Consider the following 25,595-nt stretch of genomic DNA (forward strand, 5'->3'; position numbering starts at 1 on the left):
GATCGTGCCGCAACCCACGTATGGGTGGTCAAGGCCCCGATCGCGCCGGAAGACACGCCGCCGGATCGAGGAGATCGTGCCCGAACCCACCCCCACGTGGTCCAGGCCCCGATCGTGCCGTTCGCCCCCCCGGTGCCGGACGCCCCCCGGGGGCGGACGCCCGCCGTTACTCCCCGGCGTTGCTCGCCCCCCCTTGAGCCGCCGTAGGGCCCCCGGGAGTCGCCGTGGGCCCGTGGGCCCGTGGGACCGGACGAGGCACCGTCGTCCAGGACGGTCCCCGAGCCGTCGAGGCACGCCATCCGCGACGACCTGGTACTGGGTATTCCACCCATACGGTGGGCTCAACCCTGAACGACGCTGATGTGTTTTCGCAGGTCAGCGGCTACTTGTCGGACTCGTCGTCCTTCTTGGGCTTCGGGGGGACGATTTCGCCCGCCGGGACGATGTCGTTGGCCTCGGCCCACTCGTCGAGCAGCTCGTAGCCGGTGTCGGGGTCGATCGGACCGAGCTCCAGCGCCTTGTCCTTCATGAACGCCCACACCTTCCCGACCAGTGGGCCGGGGGCGATGCCGAGGTAGGCCATCATCTGGTGGCCGTCGAGGGCCGGACGCACGGCGTTCAGCTCCTCTTCCTCCTTCAGGCGGTCGATGCGGTCCTCCAGATCGGTCATCGCCGCGGCGAACCGGCGCTTCTTGCGCTTGTCCCGCGTCGTGACGTCTGCCCGCGTCAACGCGTTGAGACGCCGCAGCTGGGCCGGAGAGCCTGCGTCGTTGACGTACCTCCGGACGGCCGAGTCCGTCCACTCATCGTCCGCATAGCCGTGAAACCGCAGGTGAAGGCGCACGAGGTGCGCCACATCCCGGATGACCTCGCGGGGGTACTTGAGCTCACGGAGGCGCGCCTTGGCCATCCGTGCGCCGACCACGTCGTGGTGGTGGAAGCTGACCATCCCACCCTTGTGGAACTCGCGCGTCGCCGGCTTGCCGATGTCGTGCAGGAGCGCGGCCAGGCGCAGGACCACATCCTCGCGGTCGCACCCCTCCACCACGGCGAGCGTGTGGGCGTAGACGTCCTTGTGGTGGTGGACGGGGTCGCGCTCCATCCGCAGGGCCGGGACCTCGGGCAGGAAGATGTCGGCCAGCCCCGTGTCGACCAGCAGGTCCATGCCCACCGCGAAGTGGCGACCCATCAGCAGCTTGTCGAGCTCGATCTGGATCCGCTCCGCCGACACGGTCCGCAGCTGGTCGGCAAGCTCCGTGGCTGCGCGTACCGCCGCATCGTCCGGTCGGAACCCCAGCGAGGAGGCGAACCGGGCCATGCGGATCATGCGCAACGGGTCGTCGCTGAAGCTCGTGTGGGGGTCGATGGGCGTCCGCAGGACCCGATCGCGCAGGTCCTCCCACCCGCCGAACGGGTCGAAGACCGTGTGGTCGGGCATCCGCACGGCCATCGCGTTGACGGTGAAGTCGCGCCGGGACAGGTCGGTCACGATGTCGTCGCCGAACCGGACCTCGGGGTGGCGCGACCCCTCCTCGTAGGTGTCGGACCGGAACGTGGTGATCTCGATGGTGTCCTCGCCCTTCTGGGCGGACACCGTCCCGAACCGTGCGCCGGTCAGCCACACGGCGTCGGCCCACCCCTTCAGGACCTGCTCGGTCTCCTCGGGCAGCGCGGAGGTCGCGAAGTCCAGGTCGGGCTTGTCACTCTCCTGGAGGACCGCATCCCGTACGCTGCCGCCGACGAGGTACAGCTCGTGGCCGGCCGCGACGAACCTGGCCCCCAGCTCCTCGGCTCGGGGCACGTCGATCAGGGCACCGAGGGCCTGGATCTGGGCATCGCGGGTTGCGTCGTCGGAGCGGGTGGGGCTCATGAGGGCATGGTACGGCCCCGTCAGAGCCCGCCGATCCGAGCGATCGGTCCGGAAGATCGAGTGGCCGTCAGCCCTCGAGGCCCGCAGCGCGGACGGCGATCTTGAAGTCGTGGGGGTTGGTGGCCGCGGTCATCGCGTCCCGCAGGGTCACCTGCTTGGTCGCGTAGAGGTTCAGCAGGTGCTGGTCGAAGGTCTGCATGCCGTAGTAGGCACCTTCGGAGATGGCTTCCTCGATCTCGGAGGTCTTGTCGGGGTCGGCGATGAAGTCGTACACACGGCTGGTCATCACCAGGGCCTCGATCGCGGCGACCCGGCCACCACCGACACGGGGCAGCAGCCGCTGGCACATGATCCCCTTCAGCGCGTTGGCGAGCGACAGGCGGGCCTGGTGCTGCTGGTGCGGCGGGAAGAGGTCGAGGATGCGGTTGATGGTCTCCGTGGCGTTGGTCGTGTGCAGGGTGGAGATCACGAAGTGGCCGGTCTCCGCCGCCTGCAGCGCCGCGGTCACCGTCTCCACGTCGCGCATCTCACCGATGAAGATGACATCGGGGTCCTGACGGGCGACGGAACGCAGGGCGCTGGTGAAGTCGTCGGTGTCCACGCCGATCTCGCGCTGGTCGACGATCGACAGGTTGTCCTGGTGCAGGATCTCGATCGGATCCTCGATGGTGACGATGTGCGAGCGGCGCGTGGCGTTGATGTGCCCGATCATGGCCGCCGTCGTCGTCGTCTTGCCCGATCCCGTCGGGCCGGTGACCAGGACCAGCCCGCGGTGCTCCTCCGCCATCGCACGACACACCGGCGGCAGGCCGAGCTCGTCGAACGACTGGTTGCCGGGCAGCACGCGACGGAGCACGAGCCCGGTCGATCCGCGCTGGCGGAACACCGCCACGCGAAAGCGTCCGAGGCCGTGCACGGCGTAGGCGCAGTCGGCCTCCGCACCGCTCTCGAAGTGGTCCAGCGCACGGCCGTCGAGCACCTCACGCGCGAAGCGTTCGGTGTCCTCGGAGTACAGCCACGGCAGGTCGTGGATCTCGCTCAGCTCGCCATCGATGCGAACGTAGGCAGGCCCACCGGCCTTCAGGTGCAGGTCGGAACCGTCCTTGTCGACAAGGAGCTGCAGGTAATCCCTGATGTGCATGTCGGCGATCGGTCCTCGTGTCTGGGGAAGTGGTGATTCGGCTCGATCCGATGGTCTTCCTATCGGCAACGGCTGTCGAGTACTTGACCCACTGCGAACGGAAGATGGACACGAGCACGTATCCTGCACAACAACGTTGAGAGAGGCGCCGCGCGAAGGTGAGCGCTCGTAGCAAATGGCCAGATACCCGACCAAGCACGCGACGTCGGCCGGTGGCCTGGTGTATCAGGACCGGACCGATGGACGTTGGGTTGTCCTGATCGCGCACCGCAACGCCGCAGGGATGCTGCAGTGGACGCTGCCCAAGGGTGGCCTCGAGGACGGCGAGACGCTCGAGCAGGCCGCCATCCGCGAGGTCCGCGAGGAGACCGGGCTGGACGCCGTCATCGAGGACAAGCTCGGCGTCGTCGACTACTGGTTCGTGTGGCGGCCCGACAAGGTTCGCTACCACAAGTACGTGCACTACTACCTGATGGGCCTGCGGGGCGGACACTTCGACCGTCGTGACGAGGAGGCCGAGGACGTGACCTGGTTGCCCATCGAGGACGCCCTCCACCAGCTTGCGCACCCCAACGAGGCCAAGCTGGTCCGCATGGCGCTCGACGACCACGACCCCCCACACCGCATGTCCAGCACGGACGTGCCGGCCGACGTCGAGCACGGCCAGCCATGATCACGCGCACGCGATGGCCTGCCGTGACGGCGGTCATCGCCCTCATCGCGTTCGTGCTGCTGGACATCGCGCTGGTCGGCAGCGCTCGGCAGGCGCACGCGCAGGACGACGAGGTCGTCGACGCCGACATGGCGCTGGCGTCGATCGAGGCAGTCCTCTCCGGCGAGGAGGACGACGTCGTCGAGGCGGTCCTGGAGATCGACAGCGGTCCGCAGGCCAGGTCGGACCTGCGGCTGGTGACCACGGTGCACACGCGGGTCGACGACCCGGCCGAGATGGACGCCGCGTTGCTGGGCGACACCAGGGGCGTCTACTCCTCGGTGTCCACCCAGCTGGACGACCTGGCCTCGGGCGAGCTGCGCCTCCAGGCGATCCAGGTCGGCGCCGAGGAGCTCGACCTCGACGATCCGGGGCTCGCTGGTGTGTACCCGCTGGAGTTCCGCCTCTTCCAGCGTGGTGACGCGGTCGCGTCGATCACCACGGCCGTCGTGGTGGTGCCGGAGGACCCGCCCGACCCGCTGCCCGCGTCGATGGTCGTCAGCGTCGCCGCAGAGGACACCGTGCCGCTCACCGGCGACGTCCTCACCAGCGACATGGCGGCGTTGCTGGCCCCCGACAGCGCCTTGGTCGCCCTCGCCCGTGACCTCGACGGCACCGACGCCGACGGCTCCGCAGCAGGGCTCACCCTCGCCCTGGACGGTCGCACCCTCAGCGACCTGTCGACCATCGCCGACGGCTATGCGCTGCCCGACGGCCAGCTCCGGGACCCCGGTGACCGTCGGGCCAGGCGCGCCGCCACCATCCTCGATCGGCTGGCCGGGCTGCTCCAGCGTCCCGACGTGTCGTCGCTGTCGTTGCCCTACGGACCCGCCGATGTCGTGGCCCTCGTCCGTGGTGGGGAAGCCGACGAAGCCATCCGGCTGTTCGACACGGGCCGACAGGCCGTCCGACAGCTGACTGGACGCCCACCGCTGGACGACATCGTCGTCCCACCCGACGGCCTGGACGCCGACACGGTTGCCGCCCTCGGCCCGTCCGCCGATGCGTTCCTGCTGGAGGAGCGGTACCTCGCCCTGGCGGGTGCAGACATGCCACAGCCGGTCAGGCGCCTGCGGACCGCCGACGGTGGGGAGGTGCGGATCCTCGTCGCCGACGAGTCGCTGTCCAGCGTCCTGGGCGATCCCCGGGACGAGGGTGTCGCCGCCACCATGCAACGGCTGACCGCGGCCACCGCCCTGCGATGGCTCGGTGCCGAGGGGGCCGACGAAGCGGCCGTCCTGCTGCAGGTGGACGGCTTGGGCGCGCTCCCCTCCGGCATGTTGACCGCAGCCACCGACACCATCGCTGCGCTGCCGTGGTTGCGGCCGATGTCGCTCGGCACCCTCGCCGACGTCGTCGAACCGTCCGACCGGGTCGTCCGCCTGGCCTATCCGCCCAGCTCACGGGCGGCGGAGCTGGACGCGGAGTACATCGAGGCGCTCGGTGCCGCCCGCAGCGCCCTGGTGCCCATCCGCGCGCTGCTGCCCGACAGCGACGACATGGCCACCACGTTCGGGCGGTCGTTGCTGGCCGCGGCCGCGCTGCCGTACCGCTCGCTGGACGAACGCGCCGCAGGCCTGTCGCGCATCGAGGACACCATCGGGGCGCTGGACGGCCTGGCGGGCGCGGTCAGCGTGGTCGAGGCCCCGCCGGTCACCCTCACCTCCACCACGGGTGAGATCCCGATCAGCCTCGTCAACAGCGCCGATCAAGCCCTCGACGTGCGGGTCCGCGTCGGCTCGACCGGGTTCGAGTTCGACGAGCCGATCACGCAGCTGACCCTGCCGCCCAACGCCACCCAGACGCTGACGTTCCGTGCCACCGCGCTGAACCCCGGTGGCCTGTCGGGTGTCGGCGTCGCCGTCGAGGACCCGACCGGGCGTGTGCTGCTGGTCAGCTCCACCATCGCGGTGCGGTCCACCGCCTTCCCCGTCGTGGCGTTGGTGGCCACGATCGGCGCGGCCCTCTTCCTGGCCGTTTGGGGCCTGCGGCAGACCCGTCGTCGCCGGGTCCCCGGTGCAGGATCCGCCGACGAACGGGTCGACGGGCAGGCCGACGACCAGGATGGACACGGCGGGCTGCGCGAGGTCGGCGGGTGACGTCCACCGTCAGCAGGGTGGCGTCGCGGCTGGGCGGCTCGGGCAAGGTCGCCGCCGGCATCTTCTCCTCCCGCGTGGCCGGCCTGGCGCGCGAGATCGCCGTCGCGGCGTTCCTCGGCAACGGGGCGACCCTCGACGCGTTCAGCGCCGCCATGAAGATCCCCAACCTCCTGCAGAACCTGCTGGGGGAGGGGGTGCTGTCGGCGTCCTTCATCCCGTCCTACGCCCGCCTGCTGGCAGAGGACCGGGAGGAGGAGGCGGGGCGACTGGCGGCCACCGTGCTGTCGTTGCTGGTGGCCCTGACCGGCGCGCTGGTCGTCCTCGGGGTCCTCGGCGCCGAGCTGTTGACCGACCTGCTGACCCCCGGCGTCAGCGGTGACCGTCGTGACCTGACGATCTCGCTGATCCGCGTCGTCACCCCCGGCATCGGCCTGCTGGTCGTCTCGGCGTGGTGCCTCGGCGTGCTCAACAGCCACCGGCGCTTCTTCCTGTCCTACGTGGCCCCAGTGGTCTGGAACGTCACCCAGATCGTCGCCCTCGCGGTCGGGGGCTGGTTCGTGTTCGACGCCGCGGTGTCGACCCAGGGCACGAGCGTCATCAACGCCGATGCACGGGGGCTGACGCTGGTGCTCGGCTGGGCCACCGTCCTCGGCGCCGCGCTGCAGGTAGCCGTGCAGGTCCCCCAGATCCGCCGGCTGTCACCCGGTATCCGACTGCGCTTCACCATCGACGGACCCGTGCGCGAGGTGATCTCCCGGTTCGTGCCCGTGCTGGGCGCCCGCGGGGTCGTCCAGCTGAGCGCCTTCCTCGACCAGCTGCTCGCCAGCTTCCTCGTGGTCGGGGCGATCGGCGCGCTGCGGTACGGCCAGGTGCTGTACCTGCTGCCGATCAGCCTGTTCGGCATGAGCGTGGCGGCCGCCGAGCTGCCGGCGATGTCGGCTGCCACCTCGCAGGATGCCGCGGCCGCGGCGAAGGCCATCCGTGCGCGCCTGCACCGGGGCCTTCGCCGGATCAGCTACTTCGTCGTCCCGACCGCCGTTGCGTACGTCGCCGCCGGCGACGTGGTCGTGGGTGCGCTGCTGCAGCGCGGCGAGTTCAGCCGGGCCAACACCCTGCAGGTGTGGGCGGTCCTCGGGGGGTACGCGATCGGCCTGCTCGGCGCCACGTCCGCCCGGCTGCTGCAGTCCGCCCTCTACGGCCTCGGCGACGCCAAGCTGCCCGCACGGGCGAGCATCGTCCGGGTCGTCGTCTCCAGCATCATCGGCGTGCTGCTGATGTTCCAGCTCGACCGGGTCGGCGTCGGTCCCGACGGCCTGCAGGTCCTCGGCGACCTGCCCGCCTTCGGGCCCCTCCCCCCTGCGGTGCGTGAAGCCGCCGACCTGCCCCGCCTGGGCGCCCTCGGGCTGACGATCGGGTCGGGCATCGCGGCGTGGGTGGAGTACTGGTTGCTGCGGGACCGGCTGCAGCGCCGCGTCGGCGTCATCCACCATGCCGGTGGGGTGCTGGACCAGACGCTGGCCGGCGCGCTCGCCGCGGTCGCCGTCACCGTCGTCGGTCGGCTGCTCATCGGCGACCTCCCCCCGTTGCTGGAGGCGATGGTGGTCCTGCCCCTCGCCGGCGTGGCCTATCTCCTGGTCACCAAGCAGCTGGGCTTCCCCCTGGCCCGGGCCGTCTCGGGACGTCCACCCGCCCGATCGGCCCATGGACGCCGGGCCACGGGTCCACCGTCGTGACCCACCCCTAGAATCGGGCCCTGCCGGGTACCGCCAGAGGGGTCCGGCGGAACGCGAGCGCATCAGTGGCCGACAACGAGCAACGCCGAACACCGAGCCGGGCGCCTTCGACCTCCGATCTGCTTGCCGGCCGCTATGTGCTGGAGGAGCGAATTGCGGTCGGTGGCATGGCGGCCGTGTGGCGTGCCCACGACGAGGTGCTGGCCCGTACCGTGGCCGTCAAGATCCTCCACGACGACCTCGCTCGCCAGGACACCATCAAGGAGCGGTTCCGCCGCGAGGCGATCGCCGCCGCCAAGCTGGTCCACCCGGCGATCGTGTCGCTGTTCGACACGGGGCTCGACGGCGAGCTGGTCTACCTGGTCATCGAGTACATCCAGGGCGACACCCTCGCCGACCTCCTGGAGGAGGGGCCGATGGAGGTTGGCGAGGTCGCGCGCATCGGCGTTCGCATCGCCCAGGCCCTCGGCCATGCCCACCAGCGCGGCATCGTGCATCGCGACGTCAAGCCCGCCAACGTCCTGATCGGCATCGACGGCGGGGTGAAGGTCACCGACTTCGGGATCGCCAAGGCGGCCGACGACCCCACGCTGACCGCCACCGGTCGGGTGATGGGCACCGCCGCCTACGTCGCTCCCGAGCAGCTGCGCGGCGAGGCCGTCGACGGCGCCGCCGACCTGTACTCCCTCGGCTTGCTGCTCTACGAGGCCCTGACCGGCCAGCAGGCGTTCGCCGGCAAGGACCCGATCGCGGTGGCCGAGGCCCGGCTGTCCGCCTCGGCGCTGCGCCCACGCGACCTGCGCGCCGACGTCCCCCGTGACCTGGACCTACTGGTCAGCGAGCTGACCCAGCCCGACCGCGCCCAACGGCTCGATGACCCGGTCGCGGTCGTCGAACGGTTGCGGCCCTTCGCCGCCGTGCACGGTGCGCCGGCCCCGCTGCCCGCGCCGGTCACCGAACCCGAGGACACCTCCATCAGCAGCGAGATGCGCTGGCTGATCCCTGTCGGGGCGCTGCTGCTGCTGGCCGGCGCGCTGGTCGCCGTCGGCATCTTCGGCGGGGTCATCGAGCAGGACTCCGTGGCGTCGTTGTTCGCCGAGGAGGTCACGCCGACCCCGGTCGCCGAGGACCCCGAGCCCAACGGCGACAACGACGGCAGCGAGGACGACGCCATCGAGTCGGTGCCCCTCACGGGCCTGACCGCCTTCGACCCGCAGGGCGACCGGGGTGAACGCGACCGGTTCCTCGCCAACCTGACCGACGGTGCCCCGAACACGATCTGGGCGACCGAGCGCTACAACACCGCGGACTTCGGCAACCTCAAGACGGGGGTCGGCTTCTACGGTGACCTCGGCGGCGCCCGGACGGTCCAGGCGGTCACCCTTGCGGTCCCCACGGGCGGGTTCGACATGGAGATCCGGGTTGCCGGACGGCCCAGCGACGACCTCGACGCGTGGCCCGTCGTGGCCACGGTCACCGATGTCGAGGAGGGCGACGCGATCCGCATCGACCTGGAGGACCAGCCCCAGGCGCGGTACCTGATGGTCTGGGTGACCGGCAACCTGCAACCCTTCGAGGGACAGTTCCGGGCGGAGATAGGTGAAGTCAGGGTGCAGGCGCTGGCATCCTGACGGCATCGACGTCCCGACCATCACCGTGGGCTGACCCCGATGGGCAGCCCACGCAGCGACGAGGAGCTGGTCCACGCCTTTACCGGCGGGGACGAGCGGGCGTTCGCCGAGCTGCTGGACCGCTACCAGCGGCGGGTGTTCGGCATCTGCTACCGCTACTTCGGTGACGCCACCGATGCCGAGGACGCGGCCCAGGACGCGTTCCTGACCCTGTACCGGCGGGCCGAGACCTTCAACGGGGCGTCGAAGTTCTCCACCTGGATGTACCGGGTGACGACGAACGCGTGCAATGACCTCGGCCGCAAGCGGTCCCGCAGGCCGAAGAAGTCCGAGGCGATCGTCGAGGACCTGCCGCTGGCCGACAACCACGACCGCATCGCGCAGGCCGACCTGCAGCTGGACCTTCGACAGGCCCTGCTGCAGCTCGAGCCGGACTACCGCGACGCCGTGATCGGCCACACGCTGCACGGCCGGCCGTACGCCGAGATCGCCGAGGAGACCGGTGTCGCCGTGGGGACCATCAAGTCGCGGGTCCACCGTGGTCACGCCAAGCTGGCAACCATCCTTGCCGAGGCGGACAGGTCGACCGGGGAACCTTCGGGGCGTGCCCCACCTCCTACCTGATACCGCCCGACGACTTCCCTGCGAGGACCAACCCACCCGTGCCCGAGACCCCCGACGTTCGCATCCAGCTCGCCGCCTACCTGGCCGGCGAGCTGGACGACGCTGCCGTCGAGGCGCTGGAGGCGCGGATGCAGTCCGAGCCGTGGGTGGCCGACGCCGCCGACGAGATGGCCGACATGCTGGTCGGGCTGGGGGCGGTGGAGGAGGTCGACCCGCCCACCGGGTTCGCCGACCGCCTGCGGGCCGGCCTGGCCGACGAGATCGGCCACGAGCTGCCACAGGCGTCCCGCCTGGACCCCGATGTGGTGCGTGCCAGCGGCGCAGCGGCGCTGGACGGCTGGTCCACGACGGCTCGCGGCCGCCGTGACCGGCCGGCTGGCACGCGACCCGGTGACCGGCACCGCCAGCAGACCCGCCGCGCACGGTTCGGGCGCGCAGCCATGGCGGTCGCCGCCGGACTGGTCGTGCTGTTCGTCGGCACCACCGCGGTGTTCGTGTCGTCCTCCTCCGACGACAGCGCCGACATCGGCGATTCGGTCGAGGAGGGCGTCGCGGAGAGCACCGTCAGGACCATGGACGACGAGGCGGCGTTCGCCGGTGGTGCGGCAGACGTCGCAGAGGAGGAGCGGGAGGACGCCGCCGCGGAGCTGGCCCCCGACATGGACGAGGCCGCCGACGTCCCGGCGCCGCTGGCGGCCGAGGAGGCACCCGCGGAGGACACTGCTGAGGAGGCTCTCGACGAGGCCACGGCCGATGACGCCGGTGACGACGCCGCCACAGATGGCGGTGCAGCCGACACGGGGCCCGCTGGGGCGACCGCGTCCTCCGTCGGGCCCGCCCTGCTGGAGCTCGGCGAGATCGGCGGGGACGACGAGGCGGTTCGCACCTCCATCCGGGACGATCCTGCCGCCGCGCAGCTCCTCGGACGGTCAAACGACGACGCCGAGCAGCTGGCCATCCCGTTCCGTGACGAGATCCTCCGCGCCGAGCCCTTCGCCGGCGGGATCGAACCGGGTGCCTGCCTGGCGGACGTGCTCCGCGATGCCGACGGGGTCGTGGTCCCGGCAGTCGCCGCGTCGTTCACCGCCGACGGTGATCCACGGCTCGGGTACGCGCTCGTGCGCTCCAGCAGCGGGGACGCGCTGGACCGCACCGACGTGTGGATCGTGGACCCCAGCGGATGCACCGTCCTGGCTGTCGTGTCCTGACCCGTACGGAATAGGATCGGGGTCCCAGGCGTTCTGCCATGCCGACCGCCATACAGCCCCCACCGATGACACGGTGCGCGAGGCACTCTCGTCGAAGGATCCTTTCTCCATGAGCGCAGACACCATTCACGACGTCGTCATCGTCGGCTCCGGACCCGCCGGGCTGACCGCCGCCCTCTACGCCGCACGTGCCGACCTGGCGCCCCTCGTCATCGAGGGCATCGCCGCCGGCGGGCAGCTGATGCAGACGACGGAGGTGGAGAACTTCCCCGGGTTCCCCGACGGCCGCATGGGCCCCGAGCTGATGATGGACTTCCGCAAGCAGGCGGAGAAGTTCGGCACGCAGTTCATGACCCAGGACGTCACCAGCATCGACCTGTCGACGGGCTCGCCGTTCACCATCGAGGTCGGCGCCGACCGCGTGCAGGCTCGGACCATCATCATCTCCACCGGCGCCACCGCTCGCTGGTTGGGCCTGCCCAACGAGCAGCGCCTCATCGGGAAGGGCGTGTCGGCCTGCGCGACCTGTGACGGCTTCTTCTTCCGTGACCAGGAGCTGGTCGTGGTGGGCGGTGGCGACTCGGCCATGGAGGAGGCGATGTTCCTGACCAAGTTCGCCTCGAAGGTCAAGGTCGTGCACCGCCGTGACGAGCTGCGGGCCTCCCAGATCATGGCCGACCGAGCCCTGGCGAACGACAAGATCGAGTTCGTCTGGAACGCCTCCGTCGTCGACGTCCTCGGCGAGGATGCCGTCACCGGGGTGGTCCTGGAGGACACCAACACCGGCGAGCGTCGCGAGATGGCGACCAACGGGCTCTTCCTCGCGATCGGGCACGACCCGGCCAGCACGCTGTTCGAGGGTCAGCTCGACCTCGACGACGAGGGCTACATCCTCGTGCAGGAGCCCACCACCGCCACGTCGGTGCCCGGGGTGTTCGCCGCGGGCGACATCACCGACACCATCTACCGCCAGGCCATCACCGCCGCGGGTCAGGGCTGCAAGTCCGCCCTCGACGCCGAGCGCTGGCTGGAGGCCAACGCGCACTGAACCGGGGCAACGCCGACCGGGTCATGGAATAGTCGGCCCGACACCAGCGTTCCATTCACACCGCACTACATCCCCCGACAGACACCCCGACAGACCCCCGCAGGAGGCAGTACCGCTCATGAGCAACACCCCCAAGGTGACCGACGCAACCTGGCAGCAGGAGGTCCTCGAGGCCGACAAGCCGGTCCTCATCGACTTCTGGGCCGAGTGGTGCGGACCGTGCCGCATGGTCGGTCCCATCATCGACGAGATCGCCACCGAGCAGGCGGACAACATCAAGGTCCTGAAGCTCAACGTCGACGAGAACCCCGACACCGCGCGCCAGTACCGCGTCATGTCGATCCCCACGATGCTCGTCATCAAGGACGGCGTGGAGAAGAAGCGCCTCGTTGGCGCCAAGAACAAGGGCGCCCTCCTGGGCGACCTGGCCGAGTTCCTGTAGGACCTCGCCAACGGCCGTTCCGGCCACAACATTCACCGTCGGCCGCCCCAGCAGGGCGGCCGTCGGCATGTTGCGACCTATCCTTCCTCCTCTGATGGGACTCCCGCTCACCCCCGGACAGCACGGCTCCGAGATCCTCGACCTGCGCCGCCGCCTCGGCCGCTGGCAGCGCGATCACGGGATCGAGCCCGCGCTGGAGGAGGGGGACACCTTCGACGAGGCCACCGCCGTCGTCACCCGGGAGTTCCAGCGGCAACGCAACCTGCCCGCTGACGCCGAAGTCGGACCCGAGACCTGGCAGGCGCTCGTCGAGGCCAACCACGCCCTCGGTGACCGGATGTTGTGGCACTCGGGCACCCCGATGCGGGGTGACGACGTGCTGGACCTCCAGCAACGGCTGAACCAGCTCGGCTTCGACGCGGGCATGGAGGACGGCATCTTCGGTCCGTCCTCCCGTGCGGCGGTCATGGAGTTCCAGGGCAACGTGGGCCTGGACGTGGACGGCATCGTGGGGGCACGCACGCTGGAAGCCCTCCAGCGGCTCCACAGGGGCCATCAGGCGGCCGGAGTCAGTACACGGGTCCGTGAGGAGGCAGCCGTCCGTCGGATCGCCAGACAGGGCCTCATCGGCCTGCAGGTGATGGTCGACGCCACCCGACCCCGAGATCGCGGGGACCTACCGCCCGAGGCCGAGGACGTCTCCTGGGAGATCGCCAGCCGCCTGGCCGGGAACCTGGGGGCCCGTGGGGCACGGCCGGTCCTGTCCCGTGGCCGACACCAGGACCCCACCGCCTCGGCGCGAGCGCAGATGGCCAACCGGTTGGGCGTCGACCTGATCGTCTCGATCGGCCTCAACACCAGCACCACGACCGCCGCAACCGGCTGCGCCGCCTACTACTTCGGGTCGTTGCGGTTCGTGTCGGCCGCTGGCAACGCCCTGGCCGAGTCGCTGCTCGACGGCATGCTGCTCGCCGGCCTGGGGCCCGACTGTCGGGCACATCCGATGACGTGGACCCTGCTCAGGGAGACGCGGATGCCGGCCGTGGTGATCGAACCCGGGTTCGCCACGAGCCCCGAGGACCTGGCCCGCCTGATCGACCCCGACGTGCAGGACCGGCTTGCGCGCCAGCTGACCGCTGGCATCCGTCGGTTCCTCGAGGGCTACGACGAGGACCCGTTGGTCCGCGCGTCCTCCCGCAGCTGACGCTGCTCCAGCGCGGGCCGTGTTCGCGCCCGTTCACGTCCCTGCAGGCTCGAGATGACCTCGCCCAGCGCGTGTCCGACCGCTTGGGGCCAGCTGACCGTGCGATCCAGGTCCATCCGGTACAACGCAGTGGTCGGATGCGGCCGGTGGAGGGCGAAGCCCAGCGCCTCGAGGGCCGACCCGCTGAGCACGCAGGCACCGTCCCGGACGAAGGCGGCACCGTAGGCCTCGATCGCCTCGTACCCCTGGCTGAGCGCATCCCGTGCGAGGGCCTGCAGCAGGTGCCGTGCATGTCCCGCACCGCGGTGGTCGGGATCGCACCACAGCGTGGCGAGCACCAGGGCGTCGTCGCTGGGCGCGAAGGTGAGGGTGCGGGGACGTTGCACGTGCAACGGTGGCGCGAAGAGGGCGAAGGCGATCAGCTCGTCGCCGTCCCAGATGCCCTTGCCGGGCGTGCCCCAGTCCAGCTGCATGGCCTGCCACCAGGCGTCCTGGCCCTGCGGATCACTCGCCTGTTCGCCGGGAGGGGCGGCTGCGGACTGCCAGAACATGCAGCCGCGACACGGTGAGGGGAGGGCGTCGAGGTCGTCCATGTCGAGTACGCGCACCCTCGGCGGAATCACCGGGCCCGTCCTCCCGAACTCCAGACCGCGAGCAACCCGACGGCCAGGCCGAGCAACAGCCCGACCACCGATCGGCGCAGCATCGACGGGCCAGCAGTCACAACCCCGAGGATACGCAGGTCGGGATGGATGGACCGACCCATCCGCCATCGCCACAGATACGGCCCGAGGGTTACCGTTATCAATGGTGGTGGCCTGACGGAGTGGCCACGGGGGTGGTCACCTGACGCATCGCTACGCTGAACCTCTCGACAACCCCGTGCCGCCGTTCTCAGGAGCCTTGACTTGGCCGCCGTCGACCCCCATCTGAAGCGATACGCCACTCGCGCCACCGGCATGAAGGCCAGCGAGATCCGTGCGTTGTTCGCCGTCGCGAGCCGTCCGGAGGTCGTGTCGTTGGCAGGGGGGATGCCCGACGTGTCCGTCCTGGACTTCGACGAGGTTGCCGCCGTCGCCGCAGAGGTCTTCGCCCGTGACGGCGCGAGCGCACTGCAGTACGGCGGGGGCCAGGGCAGCGAGCGGCTGCGGGAGTCCCTGACCATGGTCATGGCCGAGGAGGGCATCCACGCCCGACCCGACGACCTGGTCGTCACGACCGGCGGCCAGCAGGCGCTCGACCTGCTCGCACGGCTGTTCATCGATCCGGGTGACGTGGTCGTGGCCGAGGGGCCCTCCTACGTGGGCGCCCTCTCGGCGTTCCAGCAGTACGAGCCCAGGGTGGTCCACGTCGGCATGGACGGTGACGGGATGGACCCCGACGCGCTCGCCGAGACGATGCAGCGGCTGGTCGACGAGGGTCGCCCCGCCAAGATGATCTACACGATCCCCAACCACCAGAACCCTGCCGGGGTGTCGCTGTCGTTGGAACGGCGAGAACGCATCGTGGAGATCGCCGAGCGCTTCGACGTGATGGTGATCGAGGACAACCCCTACGGGATGCTCGACTTCAAGCACGAGCGCCGGACGCCGTTGGTCTCTCTGGCGCCCGAGCGGGTGATCTACCTGAGCAGCCTCTCGAAGATGTTCTCCCCGGGCATGCGCACGGGCTGGGTGCTTGCCCCCCGATCGGTCCGTGACAAGCTCGTGCAGCTCAAGGAGGCCTCGGACCTGTGCCAGTCCAACGCCACGCAGGGCATCGCCGACGCCTGGCTGCGCACGCAGCCGTGGACGCAGCACGTCCGCAACTTCACCGAGCTGTACCGCGAACGGTGTGACGCGATGCTGGCCGAGATCGAGTCGGCGTTTCCGGCCAGCGCCCGGGTCAGTCCCCCAACCGGCGGCATGTTCGCCTGGGTCCGCCTGCCCGACGAGATCGACACCGGGGCGATGTTGCCCCGCGCCATCAACGCCCGCGTCGCCTACGTGCCCGGACGAGGCTTCTACGCCGACGGTGGAGGAACCCACGAGATGCGACTGAACTTCAGCTACGCCAACGAGACCCGGATTCGCGAGGGCATCAGACGACTGGGCAAGCTGATCGGAGACGAGATGACGCTGCTGGAGGCGTTCGGACGTTCTGGGAGTGGGACATGACCGGCAATCGCATCGCCGTCATCGCGGGCGGCCTGTCGCTGGAGCGGGAGGTCAGCCTGCAATCGGGCACTCGCATCGCTGCTGCGCTGGAGGGCAGCGGGCACGACGTCCGAGTGCTCGACGTCGACCCGCAGCTCGGCGATCACCTCACGGCCTTCGAGCCCGACCTGGCCTATCTGGCCCTGCACGGTCGCATGGGCGAGGACGGCACCATCCAGGGGTTGCTGGAGCTGCTGGGCATCCCCTTCACCGGACCCGATGCACGCGCGTCGTCGCTGGCGTGGGACAAGGCAGTCACCAAGGCGCTGTGGCGTCGCGCCGGCATTCCGACGCCCGACTGGGTGTCGGTCTCCAGCGAGGCGATCCGCGACCTCGGCGCAGCCCGCCTGCTGCCGCGCGTGATCGAGACCCTGCAGCTGCCCCTGGTGGTCAAGCCGAGCCAGGGGGGCGGCAGCATGGGGGTCGGCTATGTCAACGGTCCGGACCAGCTGACCGACGCGCTCATCGGGTCGTTCCGCTACCACGGTGTGGCGCTGGTCGAGCGCCGGGTGGACGGCACGGAGCTCGCCATCTCCATCGTCGACGGGGAGGTGCTGCCGGCCGTCGAGATCGACATCGCCTCGCACGGCCCGGACGATCACTACGACTTCTCCGCCCGTTACACCCCGGGGGCGACGATGCTGCACGCCCCTGCGCGCCTGCCCGCCGACGTGCTCGACGCCGCGGCTGCTGCCGCCGTTGCCGCCTACGAGCAGGCCGACGCCCGGCACGTGACCCGTGTGGACCTGATGGTGGACGACGACGGCAAGCCATGGCTGCTCGAGCTCGACACCTGCCCCGGCATGACCGAGACGTCGCTCCTGCCCGCGGCGGCCGAGGCAAGGGGCATGACCTTCGCCGCCCTCTGCGAAACGATCGTCGACGCAGCCCTCAGCACCGTCCCCGCCTCCCACTGAAACGCCGCTGACCTGCGAAAACGCCACCAACGGCTCGTTGGTGGTGTTTGTGGTTCCGGTGCATGCCCAACCATGGGCCCAACCGGCCCTGTCGGACCCGGTTTTCGTCGATCAGCCGGCAAGCAGGTCCTGGCCGCTTCCCCGACCGAGGATGTCGAGGAGTCGCTCGAGGTCCTCCGCGCCGGCGAACTGGATCACGACCTTGCCACGCTTGACCGAACCCTTGATCTCGACCTTGGTCCCCAGGGCGTCGACCAGACGTTCCTCCACGTGGGTGAACGGTGACCGCTTGCGCTTCTTCGCCTCGGTCGCGAGATCGGTCATCACCTCGTCGGTGCTCTGCGACTGCCGCTCGACGATCCCGCGGACGAGCTCCTCGGTGGCGCGGACCGACATGCCTTCGGCCACGACCTGGCTGGCGATGTCCTCCTGCTGCTCGGTGCTCTGGAGTCCGAGGATGGCTCGGGCGTGTCCGGCGGAGAGGGCTCCGGTGACCACCATGTCGGTCACCGAGGACGGCAGGGCGAGCAGGCGCATGCTGTTGGAGATGGCGGACCGCGACTTGCCGAGCTTGTTGGCGAGCGCATCGTGGGTCATGCCGAAGTCGTCCAGCAGCTGCCGGTAGGCCATCGCCTCCTCGATCGGATCGAGGTTGGCGCGGTGCACGTTCTCGACGAGCGCCTCGGTCAGGAGCTGGCCGTCCTCGGTGTGGCGAACCACCACCGGGACCTCGGTGAGGCCGGCCATCCGTGATGCACGGTAGCGGCGTTCACCGGCGATGATCTGATAGCCACCGGTCGGCAGGGGCCGGGCAACGATCGGCTGGAGGATGCCGATCTCGGCGATGCTGAGCGCAAGTTCCTGGAGGAGATCCGGGTCGAAGCGATCCCGTGGCTGTCGGGGGTTCGGCTGCAGCTCGGCGAGCGGCACGGTGACCAGCCCCGACTGTCCGGGTGCTGCGCTGGGAATCAGGGCACCCAGCCCTCGTCCGAGTCCGCCCGGCTTGCTCATGCCACTGCTCCTTGTTCGGTGTCGCGCTGCTGGTCGTTCGCCCTGCGATCGAGCCGTTCGACGACCTCCTGCGCCAGCCGCCGGTACGCCATGGCACCGCGGGACGAGGGGTCGAACTGGGTGATGGGTTGCCCGAATCCTGGTGCCTCGGCCAAGCGGACCGTCCGTGGAATCCGGGCCTTGAACACCCGGTCGCCGAAGTGGGACCGGACCTCGTCGACCACCTGCTGGCTCAGGCGGGTACGCGCGTCCAGCATGGTGAGGACGAACCCGGTCATCTCCAGGTTGGGGTTGAGCTGTTCGCGGATCAGGTCGACGTTGCGGCGCAGGGCGCCGAGCCCTTCGAGCGCGAAGTACTCGCACTGGATCGGGACAACCACGCCGTCGGCAGCCGTCATGGCGTTGACCGTCAACAAGCCGAGACTCGGCGGACAGTCGATGATGATGGCGTCGTACTGGTCCCGTGCGGCATCCAGGGCCCTGCGGAGCTTGTGCTCGCGACTGAAGGCGCTGACCAGCTCGACCTCGGCGCCGGCCAGGTCGATGGTGGCACGGATGAGGTCCAGACCGGGTTGCGAGGTCGGGACCACCGCCTGTTCTACCGGGACCGCGTCGACGAGGACGTCGTACACGGAGGCCTGCCCGGGGTGGGCACGCAGCCCGAGGCCGGAGGAGGCGTTGCCCTGGGGGTCGAAGTCCACCAGCAGGACTCGTAGTCCGAGCTCGGCGAGGGAGGCCGCCAGGCTGACCGACGTGGTGGTCTTGCCGACACCACCCTTCTGGTTGGCCACCGCCAGGACCGTGGCAGCGGTATAGCGGCCTTCGCGCTCGGCGATGGGCGCGGTCACGGGCTCCGGAACGGTGGACTCCTCATCATCATGTGCGACCGGCGGACGCGTCGTCGATGTCTCCACGTCGGCGTGGTCGTCCTCACGGGCCCAGTAGCGGTACCACGGTCCGGACGTGTCGTGTGGTGTCACCAACGGCCACCTCCAAGGGGCTCGAAGGGACCCCGTACACCACGTGACGGCGATCCCGCTTTCTCGGCTTCTGATGCTAGCAACCGCCGTCGTCTTGTCCGGGAAGGTCCAACGGCGCTGTGGACAAGGAGATGGGTGTTGCACGGACCGCGCACAGCGTTCCACGTGGAACGCGCCCGGACGTGGCCCTGCCGATCGTGCCGGTTCACCTTCCGCTGCAGAGGTTCTGCGCCCATCCGGGTGCAACTGGAGCAGGGTTGGCGCTGCAGCAACGCGACTCGAGCAGGGGGTGATTGGTGCAGGAGTGGGGGGTCGGTTTGAAGGGCAACCTCCTGGCCGGCCCAGAGCCGCGGGGGCCGCGTCACCAACCCAACGCGGCGTAGCGACGTTTCCCGGACCCACCACGGGTTTGGCAGGAGCGACCTTCCGGCGCGGTTCGGAGCGGCCTGAGCCAAGGCCGCCGGGACCCCCGACTATCCGTTTGGGTTGTCCCGCTCGGCCTGTACGGAAACACGCAGCGCCGAGGGCGACACCGGGCGTCATTGAAGCAGCGTGCTGAGACGCTCCTGAAGGGGGGGAGCCCAGAGCCCGGCACTCCCACACCTCGAGCGGTGACCTGCCGTGTCCGTGGGATCGTGTTCAGACGCGGCTCTCGTGCGTCGTTGACCATCCCTCGTGCCTTGTGGGGTCGGCCGTGGGGCGACGAGGTGTGTTCCACGTGGAACCGGCCCCAACCGGGTTGCCAGGAGCACGCCCTGGCGAGGCCCGGCCTGCCTTCTCGACGTGGAGCCGCCCGTGGGCCGACGAGATGTGTTCCACGTGGAACCGGGCACTACCGGGTTGCCGGCGAGGCCCACCCCCCATCTTCACGGCTTCGGCCATCAAGGCCCGTTGTTACGGCCATCAACACCAAGGCCCCATCTCACATCCACCCATCGGGATGATGGAGCAGTCCATTCCTGAGCAGTCGGTGCGCGTCGTCCAGGTTCGCGACCCCCTGTGGCATCGTCCATCGAGTTAGGGGGGTCCCGAGCCCAGGTCGGGGTCCCACGGGCCCAGGTGGCCGCGGGACGGACGAAAGCTGAGGTGCTCCTGGCGCCGCAGGCATCCGCAGGGGCCTTGGACGGCCTGCCGGTGATGGTGACCTTCGCCCCAGCAAGGACGCGGATCACGTCCGTGACCACCCCATCAGCGGCCATGCTTGACTTGGAGAACATCCCGCTGGGGCGCCCCCCGTTACCCCGTCGAGATGGTCGAACCCGAGGAAGATCGCGTCGCCGCCCGGGAACAGGAGGGCGAACCGGTCGGTCCTCACGGCCATCCTCAAGCCGAGCGCCACGTGAGCGGCGACCAGCACGTCGATGGCGTCACAGATCCTGTTCAGTGATCAACACGTCTGTCCCGATGTCGGTGGTCCTCCTTGCTCTATGGCTGTTGACGCCGACGACGGCGAACTGACCGGGTGGCGCGACTGATCGACTCCAGTTGATGACGTCGACGGGCGATGAGGAGACGTGCCGGTACCCACCGATACGGCATAGCGGTCAACTCGTCCCTATGCCGCCACACCGTTTCACTGGCAACCGCATCTGCGCGCGCTTCCCAAGATGGCCAAGAAGCCGACCCAACCCCAAGTTGGGGACGTCCTTGGGTGGAGCAGGTCGATGTTGCACGTGAAACCCACCAGGTCTCGAACGGGAAGCCCTGCGGTGGGGAGTTCCACGTGCAACGTCGCGCGCCACCGCTGCCCTCGACCTGACGCACAACCCAAACCACTCTCGTCCGGCACCCGTCAGTCGATCAGGACGCAAGACGCGAGGACGATGAACGGTCCGAATAGGGCGACGCCGAACGCCTGTCCCTGCGTGGGGGCCGGGCCTGCAGGACGTCGCCGGGCGTCGTGGCCGAGGTCCGAACCGGGGCGTCGCCGAGCGTTGCAGGTGAAACAGCGTCGGTCTCAGAAAGGAACGCGGGCCCTACGCCCCGGGCACAGACCCACGCAGGTTGCGGAGTCGATCGCAGCAACTGGTGACTTGGGGAGCTGCTGCCGACTTGCGGAGCGACGGTCTCTCGATGCAACCACACCGTTGCCACCGTTGACAACGCACTATGGCATCCATCGCTCGGGGGTCGCACCCCGACAGCGCGCACTGGCCGGGCCGCGATCAATCGTCGGCGCGCAACCGCTGGCGGATGACCGAGGGGGACCTTCGCCCCGATGTGGTCCTGGCAAAGGACGTCCGACACAATGCCGACCCGCGCCCAAGGCTCACCCCGGAGTCCACAACCTGGTTGAGCCTGGTTGGCGGCCCTTTGAATCCGCCTGAACCCCCGGGGGGGACTGGCACTGGCGTTCAGCGGAAGGCGGGCTGAACGACGCCTACGACGATGACGGCCGTCGCTCGGTCGTCCGGGTTGCCTACGACCCGCGACACCCAGCGTGCCCACCCGCGCCCCGGTGTCCGGTGCCACTCATGTCGTCGTGCTCGGGATCGTGCTCGGCGTATCGGCGACTCGATCGATGCTGGGTCATCGACGCCTCGTGCAGGACCCCAACCGTCTGACGCCAACCCCGTTCCAACGGCAGGACTAGGCCGGGGGAGCAGCCTCGTCTCTCGCTGACAGCCGGCTGGGGACCGCCTATTCGGTTAACGACGCTGACAGCCGGCTGGGGACCGCCTATTCGGTTAACGACCGAGAGAGGGTCTCCACCAATGTTCTTCGCTACCGGCCAGGACTGGGGTCGACCGCCGACACAACGACACCGCCCCCGACGGGGGCGGCGGGGGAGGGGTCGCCAAGCCCTCGGCGGCCCAGCGCTTGCCAGCCGGAGTGTCTACCCCGCCACCGGCGCTGCGACCGGCCGATACGCGGTCAAACGCCCTGTGACGGGGGTTGGCAGACCATGGGTCGATGCCGTTTCCGCCACCGTACGAGCGTACAGCGCGTTTCCGCAGGTCAACGCCGTTTCGCTATGCGTACTAGCAGCTCGTGCACCAAAGAAGATGCTCGACGGGACCCTGCAAGCCCAGGATCAGCTCTTCGGCCCCCCGAGGGGTTTGGCCTGGGGGAGTCCGTCGGACCTGGGCACACCTGTCGGTGGACCACCCTTGGCGACGAGGCTCACGATCACGGTGCCCCTGTCGGAGCCGTCCAGGGGTGACGTGCTGTTCTCGCGCATCCGCAGCTTCGAGGCCGCTCGCTGGAAGTACCCGCGCTCCTGATCGATGCTCGGACCCTTGACGACCTCCAGGCGACCACGCGGCTTGAGGAAGCCGCGGGACAGCTCCGCAACGATGTCGAGCCGGGCCATGGCACGGCTGACCACACCGTCGTAGACACCCCGGTACTCCTCCTGCCGTGCAAGGACCTCTGCCCGTCCGGCAACGGCGCGCGCGTTCTCCAGGCCGAGGATCTCGATGAACTCGTTGACCGCGTCGACCTTCTTCTGCCGGCTGTCGATCAGCGTCCAGCCGACGTGGGGTCGCATGATCGCCGCGACCAGGCCCGGGAGCCCGCCACCGGTCCCGAGGTCGATCCAGTGCTGCCCGTCGCCGGCGTGGATCGCCTCGACCACGGCCACGCACTCGGGGATGTGCACGCTCTCCAGCAAGCCGCGGTCTCGCGCAGAGACCAGGTTGTGTGGCGACTCAGCGATCAGATGGCCGAGAAGGGCCAGCTGCTCACCGATCCCCAGGCCGTCCCCCGAGCGTTCGCCGACCGTCAGCCCGTCGGCCCTGCCGCTCCCTGCACGAGAAACGCGGGCCGGACTGTCGTCCCGGCCCGCGTCGTGCTCGGGGCCCTCCGTGGAGCCCGCCATCCCTAACCCTCCGGCCGGATGACCACGCGGCGACGCGGCTCGGCGCCTTCGCTCGCGGAGGTCACGCCACCAGCGGCGGCGGCCAGGTTGTGCATCATCTTGCGCTCGTAGGCGTCCATCGGCTCGAGCTTGACCGGCTCGAGGGTCTCCCTGACCTCAGCGATGGCCTCACGGCAGCGCTCGCGCAGCTTCTCCAGCTGGCGGGAGCGGTAGCCCTCCACGTCCACCCTGACGTGGGAGCGGCGCTCGGTCTGGCGCTGCACGGAGCAACGAACGAGCTCCTGCAGGGCGTCGAGGGTGGCACCACGTCGGCCGATCAACAGCCCGGAACCCACCTCCTGGACGGTAACGGTGGCCTGGTCGGGCTGGACCTCGATGTCGATGTCCCCCGGCAGGTCCAGGATGTCGAGAAGCCCCTCCACGAAGTCAGCGGCGAGGTCTGCATCCTCGTCCAGCAGCTCCATGGTGGTGCGCTCGTCGGACTCGGCTTCCTGAACGTCGGTCATCGCGAACGTTCCTTTCGTGCTCGATGCCCCCGGTCGATGCGGGGACGCGTCTGATGGAAATCGTCGGGTGGACCGGTCAGCGAACTGGTGTTCGGTCCACCGTCGAGGGTCAACGCTTGCTGCGTCGTCCCTTGTTGGTGCTGGACGCCTCGGAGTCCGATGAGGCAGACGTGTCGTCCCCGCTGCCGTTCACCGCATCCTTGGCTGTCCCGCCCTTGCCTGGCCCGCCCTTGCTCGTCCCGCCCTTGTTGGCGCGACCGTTGGCCGTGCCGTCGGTTGCGCGACCGTTGGACGCCGAGTCGCTCGGCTTCTTCTTGGCCGTCGTGCCGCCGGACTGGTTCTTGTTGGCCCGGGCGCGGGCGCGTTCCTTGCGGGCCTCGGCGCGAGCCTCTTCGTCTCGGGCCTCCTGCGCCTCGACCTGACGGAAGATGACCCACTGCTGGCCGATGGTCCACACGTTGGTGGTGACCCAGTACAGGACCACACCGATGGGGAAGGTCCAGGACAGCCAACCGAGGAAGACCGGCATGATGTAGAGCATCAGCTTCTGGGCCTGCTGCTGCTCGGCCGCCGCCTGGGAGTTGCGGCCCTGCATCATCTTGGTGGAGTAGTAGGTCGTCCCGACCTGCAGGGCGACCAGCGCGATCGCGCCGATCCCGGCGCCACCAGCGGCGGTATTGGCCAGCGAGTCGATACCGAAGAAGTTGGCGGTCGTCAGCTCGGGGATGCGGTCCCCGAAGGTCAGCGCCACGCCGATGCGTTCGGACACGTCGATGAAGATGCGGTCCAGCGCGCCGACCGGGCTGGGCTGCAGGACCTGGAACAGGGCGAAGAAGATCGGCATCTGCAGCACGAGCGGCAGGCAACCCCCGACGGGGTTGACGTTGTGCTCCTGGTACAGCGCCATCTGCGCTTCGCGCTGCTTCTCCTTGGCAGCCTTGTACTTCTCGGGATCGGTCTTCATCAACGTCTTGTCGACGTCGTACTTCTTCTGGAGCTTCTTGAGCTCGGGCTGCAGCTTCTGCATCGAGCGCATCGACTTGGTCTGGCGCACCGCGAGGGGCACCAGGAACAGCCGGACGGTCAGGGTCAGCAGGATGATGCTGAAGCCCCACTTGTAGCCACCTGCGATTGGGTCGAGCAGGTTGGCGTACATGTGCAGGATGGCGGAAAGGCCGTCCTGGAGACCGTTCCAGATCTGGCTGAAGAACGTCATCAGAAGTGCTCCTCCTGGCGCGCTTCGGACGCGTCAGCTGGGGGGTGGAGTTCGGGAGGTGTCGTGGAGCCGCGGCGTGGTCGTCGCTGTGGGACCGGGTCGAGTCCGGTGCCGCCCCACGGGTGACATCGGCCGAGGCGACGAAGCGTCAACCACGTCCCTCGGACGGCACCGTGAACGCGGATGGCCTCGAGGCCATAGGCGGAGCAGGTGGGGTGGTACCGACAGGTCTCGGCCCGCTTGGGCACGAGCCGATACAGCCTGATCAGGCCGGTCAGCACCCAGGCGAGCGGTGAGGTCCTCACGCGGCGGCTGCCCGCGCACGAACCCGACCCAGCGCCCGCTCGAGGTCCTTGCAGACGTCAGCGAACGCCGCAGTCACCGCCGGTGGTTTGGCGGTGACGACGAGGTCCATGCCGATCGGCAGGTCTGCCTGCAGGAGGGCCGCACGGATCCGGCGCTTGGCACGGTTTCGCTGCACAGCGCCGCCGACGCGGCGGCCGGCCACCACGGTGGCACGGCATTCCTGCGTCGGCTCGGACGGACGTCCATGGACCACGAGGGTGGCGGTGCCCATCGCGTTTCGCGCATCGAAGACCGCCCGGATCTCTCGCCCGGAACGCAGTCGCGCGGGGGTGGGCATGCTCCCCACCGTAGCGAGGACAGGTGGAGCCGACCCTATGCGGTCAGCTTCTTGCGGCCCTTGGCACGGCGCGCCTTGATCACGGCACGGCCGGAGGCGGTCTGCATGCGGGCGCGGAAGCCGTGCTTCTTGGCGCGACGACGGTTGTTGGGCTGGAAGGTGCGCTTGCTCATGGCTGGAGGCCTTACTGTTGGGTCGTGGCCGTCCCCGCAGACGGCGGCCCACAGCTCGGGGCCAGGGCAGTGCGGGTGGCGTAGGTGTCGCGGCGGGCAGTGGCATGAGTTGGGCCCCCAGATGGGGGGCACCAATCCCGCGCGCGATGAACCAGTGTATGGACCACCCCCCGGAGGCGTCAACCGGCCATGAATCACCACTTGTCCACAGGTCGACAGCGCCCCTAGACTCCGCAACCTTCCCACGGACGACCGGGAGTGTCCAACGGCCTCGATTTACCACGCGCCCGACATTCCCACAACCTGTGGACAACTCTGTGGATGACCGCTACGCAGCTCGTCGATGATGCGCTCGATCGGCCATCCGGAGCCCTCGTGCTCCAGCCCCGCCGTTCCCGACGACCAAGTGAGCTGACCGCGCG

The 25,595-nt window shown here is 69.5% G+C and carries 22 protein-coding genes; 11 read left to right on the plus strand and 11 right to left on the minus strand.

All coding sequences use genetic code 11. From position 1 onward, the window contains the following. Positions 1 to 382 precede the first annotated feature (382 nt). Positions 383 to 1,870 carry a CCA tRNA nucleotidyltransferase gene (locus DVS28_RS24970; RefSeq protein ID WP_114593883.1) on the minus strand — a complete coding sequence of 496 codons (1,488 nt, stop codon included), beginning with the start codon at positions 1,868 to 1,870 and terminating at the stop codon, positions 383 to 385. Positions 1,871 to 1,937: 67 nt separating this feature from the next. Further along, on the minus strand, positions 1,938 to 3,011 hold the full coding sequence (locus DVS28_RS24975; protein ID WP_108667564.1) for a type IV pilus twitching motility protein PilT: 1,074 nt from the start codon (positions 3,009 to 3,011) through the stop codon (positions 1,938 to 1,940). A gap of 175 nt (positions 3,012 to 3,186) precedes the next feature. On the opposite strand from DVS28_RS24975, the gene DVS28_RS24980 reads away from it, so the two are divergent. The 9 genes from DVS28_RS24980 (at position 3,187) to DVS28_RS25015 (ending at position 13,712) form a co-directional block, all read left to right on the plus strand. Beyond that, complete coding sequence (locus DVS28_RS24980) at positions 3,187 to 3,684, plus strand: NUDIX hydrolase (RefSeq protein ID WP_114593884.1); 498 nt, start codon at positions 3,187 to 3,189, stop codon at positions 3,682 to 3,684. Continuing rightward, complete coding sequence (locus DVS28_RS28765; RefSeq protein WP_164711019.1) at positions 3,681 to 5,822, plus strand: DUF6049 family protein; 2,142 nt, start codon at positions 3,681 to 3,683, stop codon at positions 5,820 to 5,822. The genes DVS28_RS24980 and DVS28_RS28765 overlap by 4 nt, the downstream gene beginning before the upstream one ends. Next, positions 5,819 to 7,555, plus strand: a complete 1,737-nt coding sequence (gene murJ / locus DVS28_RS24985) for a murein biosynthesis integral membrane protein MurJ (protein ID WP_164711020.1) — start codon at positions 5,819 to 5,821, stop codon at positions 7,553 to 7,555. The genes DVS28_RS28765 and murJ overlap by 4 nt, the downstream gene beginning before the upstream one ends. Positions 7,556 to 7,620: 65 nt before the next feature. Next, on the plus strand, positions 7,621 to 9,186 hold the full coding sequence (locus DVS28_RS24990) for a serine/threonine-protein kinase (protein ID WP_216826293.1): 1,566 nt from the start codon (positions 7,621 to 7,623) through the stop codon (positions 9,184 to 9,186). Between the two features lie 39 nt (positions 9,187 to 9,225). Next, positions 9,226 to 9,810, plus strand: coding sequence for an RNA polymerase sigma factor (locus tag DVS28_RS24995; RefSeq protein ID WP_114593887.1), 585 nt, complete (start codon positions 9,226 to 9,228; stop codon positions 9,808 to 9,810). A 38-nt stretch (positions 9,811 to 9,848) separates the two neighbouring features. Beyond that, positions 9,849 to 11,018 (plus strand): hypothetical protein, encoded by a 1,170-nt coding sequence (locus tag DVS28_RS25000; protein WP_114593888.1) that lies wholly within the window; start codon positions 9,849 to 9,851, stop codon positions 11,016 to 11,018. 109 nt (positions 11,019 to 11,127) lie between these two features. Continuing rightward, entirely contained in the window at positions 11,128 to 12,066 is a 939-nt protein-coding gene (gene trxB / locus DVS28_RS25005) for a thioredoxin-disulfide reductase (protein WP_114593889.1), read from the plus strand. A gap of 118 nt (positions 12,067 to 12,184) precedes the next feature. After that, positions 12,185 to 12,508 (plus strand): thioredoxin, encoded by a 324-nt coding sequence (gene trxA / locus DVS28_RS25010; protein WP_114593890.1) that lies wholly within the window; start codon positions 12,185 to 12,187, stop codon positions 12,506 to 12,508. 94 nt (positions 12,509 to 12,602) lie between these two features. Then, positions 12,603 to 13,712, plus strand: coding sequence for an N-acetylmuramoyl-L-alanine amidase (locus tag DVS28_RS25015; RefSeq protein WP_164711021.1), 1,110 nt, complete (start codon positions 12,603 to 12,605; stop codon positions 13,710 to 13,712). Here the strand turns inward: DVS28_RS25015 and DVS28_RS25020 are convergent. Continuing rightward, the gene (locus DVS28_RS25020) at positions 13,670 to 14,305 is read right to left on the minus strand and encodes a GNAT family N-acetyltransferase (RefSeq protein WP_164711022.1); all 636 of its coding nucleotides are present in this window, start codon (positions 14,303 to 14,305) and stop codon (positions 13,670 to 13,672) included. The genes DVS28_RS25015 and DVS28_RS25020 overlap by 43 nt on opposite strands. Before the next feature lie 315 nt (positions 14,306 to 14,620). On the opposite strand from DVS28_RS25020, the gene DVS28_RS25025 reads away from it, so the two are divergent. Both DVS28_RS25025 and DVS28_RS25030 read left to right on the plus strand, forming a co-directional pair. Continuing rightward, entirely contained in the window at positions 14,621 to 15,868 is a 1,248-nt protein-coding gene (locus DVS28_RS25025; protein WP_216826294.1) for an aminotransferase-like domain-containing protein, read from the plus strand. Beyond that, complete coding sequence (locus DVS28_RS25030) at positions 15,865 to 16,824, plus strand: D-alanine--D-alanine ligase family protein (RefSeq protein ID WP_114593893.1); 960 nt, start codon at positions 15,865 to 15,867, stop codon at positions 16,822 to 16,824. Before DVS28_RS25025 ends, DVS28_RS25030 begins: the two co-directional genes overlap by 4 nt. Before the next feature lie 111 nt (positions 16,825 to 16,935). Here the strand turns inward: DVS28_RS25030 and DVS28_RS25035 are convergent, their stop codons facing one another. The 8 genes from DVS28_RS25035 to rpmH all read right to left on the minus strand — a co-directional run bounded on the left by DVS28_RS25035 (position 16,936) and on the right by rpmH (position 25,173). Continuing rightward, on the minus strand, positions 16,936 to 17,835 hold the full coding sequence (locus tag DVS28_RS25035) for a ParB/RepB/Spo0J family partition protein (protein ID WP_114593894.1): 900 nt from the start codon (positions 17,833 to 17,835) through the stop codon (positions 16,936 to 16,938). Continuing rightward, the gene (locus tag DVS28_RS29790) at positions 17,832 to 18,671 is read right to left on the minus strand and encodes a ParA family protein (RefSeq protein ID WP_245973655.1); all 840 of its coding nucleotides are present in this window, start codon (positions 18,669 to 18,671) and stop codon (positions 17,832 to 17,834) included. Before DVS28_RS29790 ends, DVS28_RS25035 begins: the two co-directional genes overlap by 4 nt. Positions 18,672 to 21,849: 3,178 nt before the next feature. Beyond that, positions 21,850 to 22,635, minus strand: a complete 786-nt coding sequence (gene rsmG / locus DVS28_RS25050; RefSeq protein ID WP_114593897.1) for a 16S rRNA (guanine(527)-N(7))-methyltransferase RsmG — start codon at positions 22,633 to 22,635, stop codon at positions 21,850 to 21,852. Between the two features lie 2 nt (positions 22,636 to 22,637). After that, positions 22,638 to 23,141, minus strand: a complete 504-nt coding sequence (locus DVS28_RS25055) for a Jag family protein (RefSeq protein WP_114593898.1) — start codon at positions 23,139 to 23,141, stop codon at positions 22,638 to 22,640. A 109-nt stretch (positions 23,142 to 23,250) separates the two neighbouring features. Continuing rightward, complete coding sequence (locus DVS28_RS25060; RefSeq protein WP_114593899.1) at positions 23,251 to 24,357, minus strand: YidC/Oxa1 family membrane protein insertase; 1,107 nt, start codon at positions 24,355 to 24,357, stop codon at positions 23,251 to 23,253. Beyond that, positions 24,357 to 24,662, minus strand: a complete 306-nt coding sequence (gene yidD, locus DVS28_RS30215; protein ID WP_114593900.1) for a membrane protein insertion efficiency factor YidD — start codon at positions 24,660 to 24,662, stop codon at positions 24,357 to 24,359. Before yidD ends, DVS28_RS25060 begins: the two co-directional genes overlap by 1 nt. Beyond that, on the minus strand, positions 24,659 to 25,000 hold the full coding sequence (gene rnpA / locus DVS28_RS25070) for a ribonuclease P protein component (protein ID WP_114593901.1): 342 nt from the start codon (positions 24,998 to 25,000) through the stop codon (positions 24,659 to 24,661). The genes yidD and rnpA overlap by 4 nt, the downstream gene beginning before the upstream one ends. A gap of 35 nt (positions 25,001 to 25,035) precedes the next feature. Continuing rightward, on the minus strand, positions 25,036 to 25,173 hold the full coding sequence (gene rpmH / locus DVS28_RS25075; RefSeq protein WP_108667544.1) for a 50S ribosomal protein L34: 138 nt from the start codon (positions 25,171 to 25,173) through the stop codon (positions 25,036 to 25,038). Positions 25,174 to 25,595: the final 422 nt, after the last annotated feature.

The sequence above is a fragment of the Euzebya pacifica genome (assembly GCF_003344865.1).
Taxonomy (GTDB): domain Bacteria; phylum Actinomycetota; class Nitriliruptoria; order Euzebyales; family Euzebyaceae; genus Euzebya; species Euzebya pacifica.

Coding starts and splice junctions, on each gene's coding strand:
- DVS28_RS24970 (WP_114593883.1), bottom strand. CDS start 1,870: ATGAGCCCCACCCGCTCCGACGACGCAACCCGCGATGCCCAGATCCAG.
- DVS28_RS24995 (WP_114593887.1), top strand. CDS start 9,226: ATGGGCAGCCCACGCAGCGACGAGGAGCTGGTCCACGCCTTTACCGGC.
- trxA (WP_114593890.1), top strand. CDS start 12,185: ATGAGCAACACCCCCAAGGTGACCGACGCAACCTGGCAGCAGGAGGTC.
- rnpA (WP_114593901.1), bottom strand. CDS start 25,000: ATGCCCACCCCCGCGCGACTGCGTTCCGGGCGAGAGATCCGGGCGGTC.
- trxB (WP_114593889.1), top strand. CDS start 11,128: ATGAGCGCAGACACCATTCACGACGTCGTCATCGTCGGCTCCGGACCC.
- DVS28_RS24975 (WP_108667564.1), bottom strand. CDS start 3,011: ATGCACATCAGGGATTACCTGCAGCTCCTTGTCGACAAGGACGGTTCC.
- DVS28_RS25060 (WP_114593899.1), bottom strand. CDS start 24,357: ATGACGTTCTTCAGCCAGATCTGGAACGGTCTCCAGGACGGCCTTTCC.
- DVS28_RS25015 (WP_164711021.1), top strand. CDS start 12,603: ATGGGACTCCCGCTCACCCCCGGACAGCACGGCTCCGAGATCCTCGAC.
- DVS28_RS25030 (WP_114593893.1), top strand. CDS start 15,865: ATGACCGGCAATCGCATCGCCGTCATCGCGGGCGGCCTGTCGCTGGAG.
- rsmG (WP_114593897.1), bottom strand. CDS start 22,635: ATGGCGGGCTCCACGGAGGGCCCCGAGCACGACGCGGGCCGGGACGAC.
- DVS28_RS24980 (WP_114593884.1), top strand. CDS start 3,187: ATGGCCAGATACCCGACCAAGCACGCGACGTCGGCCGGTGGCCTGGTG.
- DVS28_RS25035 (WP_114593894.1), bottom strand. CDS start 17,835: ATGAGCAAGCCGGGCGGACTCGGACGAGGGCTGGGTGCCCTGATTCCC.
- DVS28_RS25055 (WP_114593898.1), bottom strand. CDS start 23,141: ATGACCGACGTTCAGGAAGCCGAGTCCGACGAGCGCACCACCATGGAG.
- DVS28_RS28765 (WP_164711019.1), top strand. CDS start 3,681: ATGATCACGCGCACGCGATGGCCTGCCGTGACGGCGGTCATCGCCCTC.
- DVS28_RS25020 (WP_164711022.1), bottom strand. CDS start 14,305: ATGGACGACCTCGACGCCCTCCCCTCACCGTGTCGCGGCTGCATGTTC.
- rpmH (WP_108667544.1), bottom strand. CDS start 25,173: ATGAGCAAGCGCACCTTCCAGCCCAACAACCGTCGTCGCGCCAAGAAG.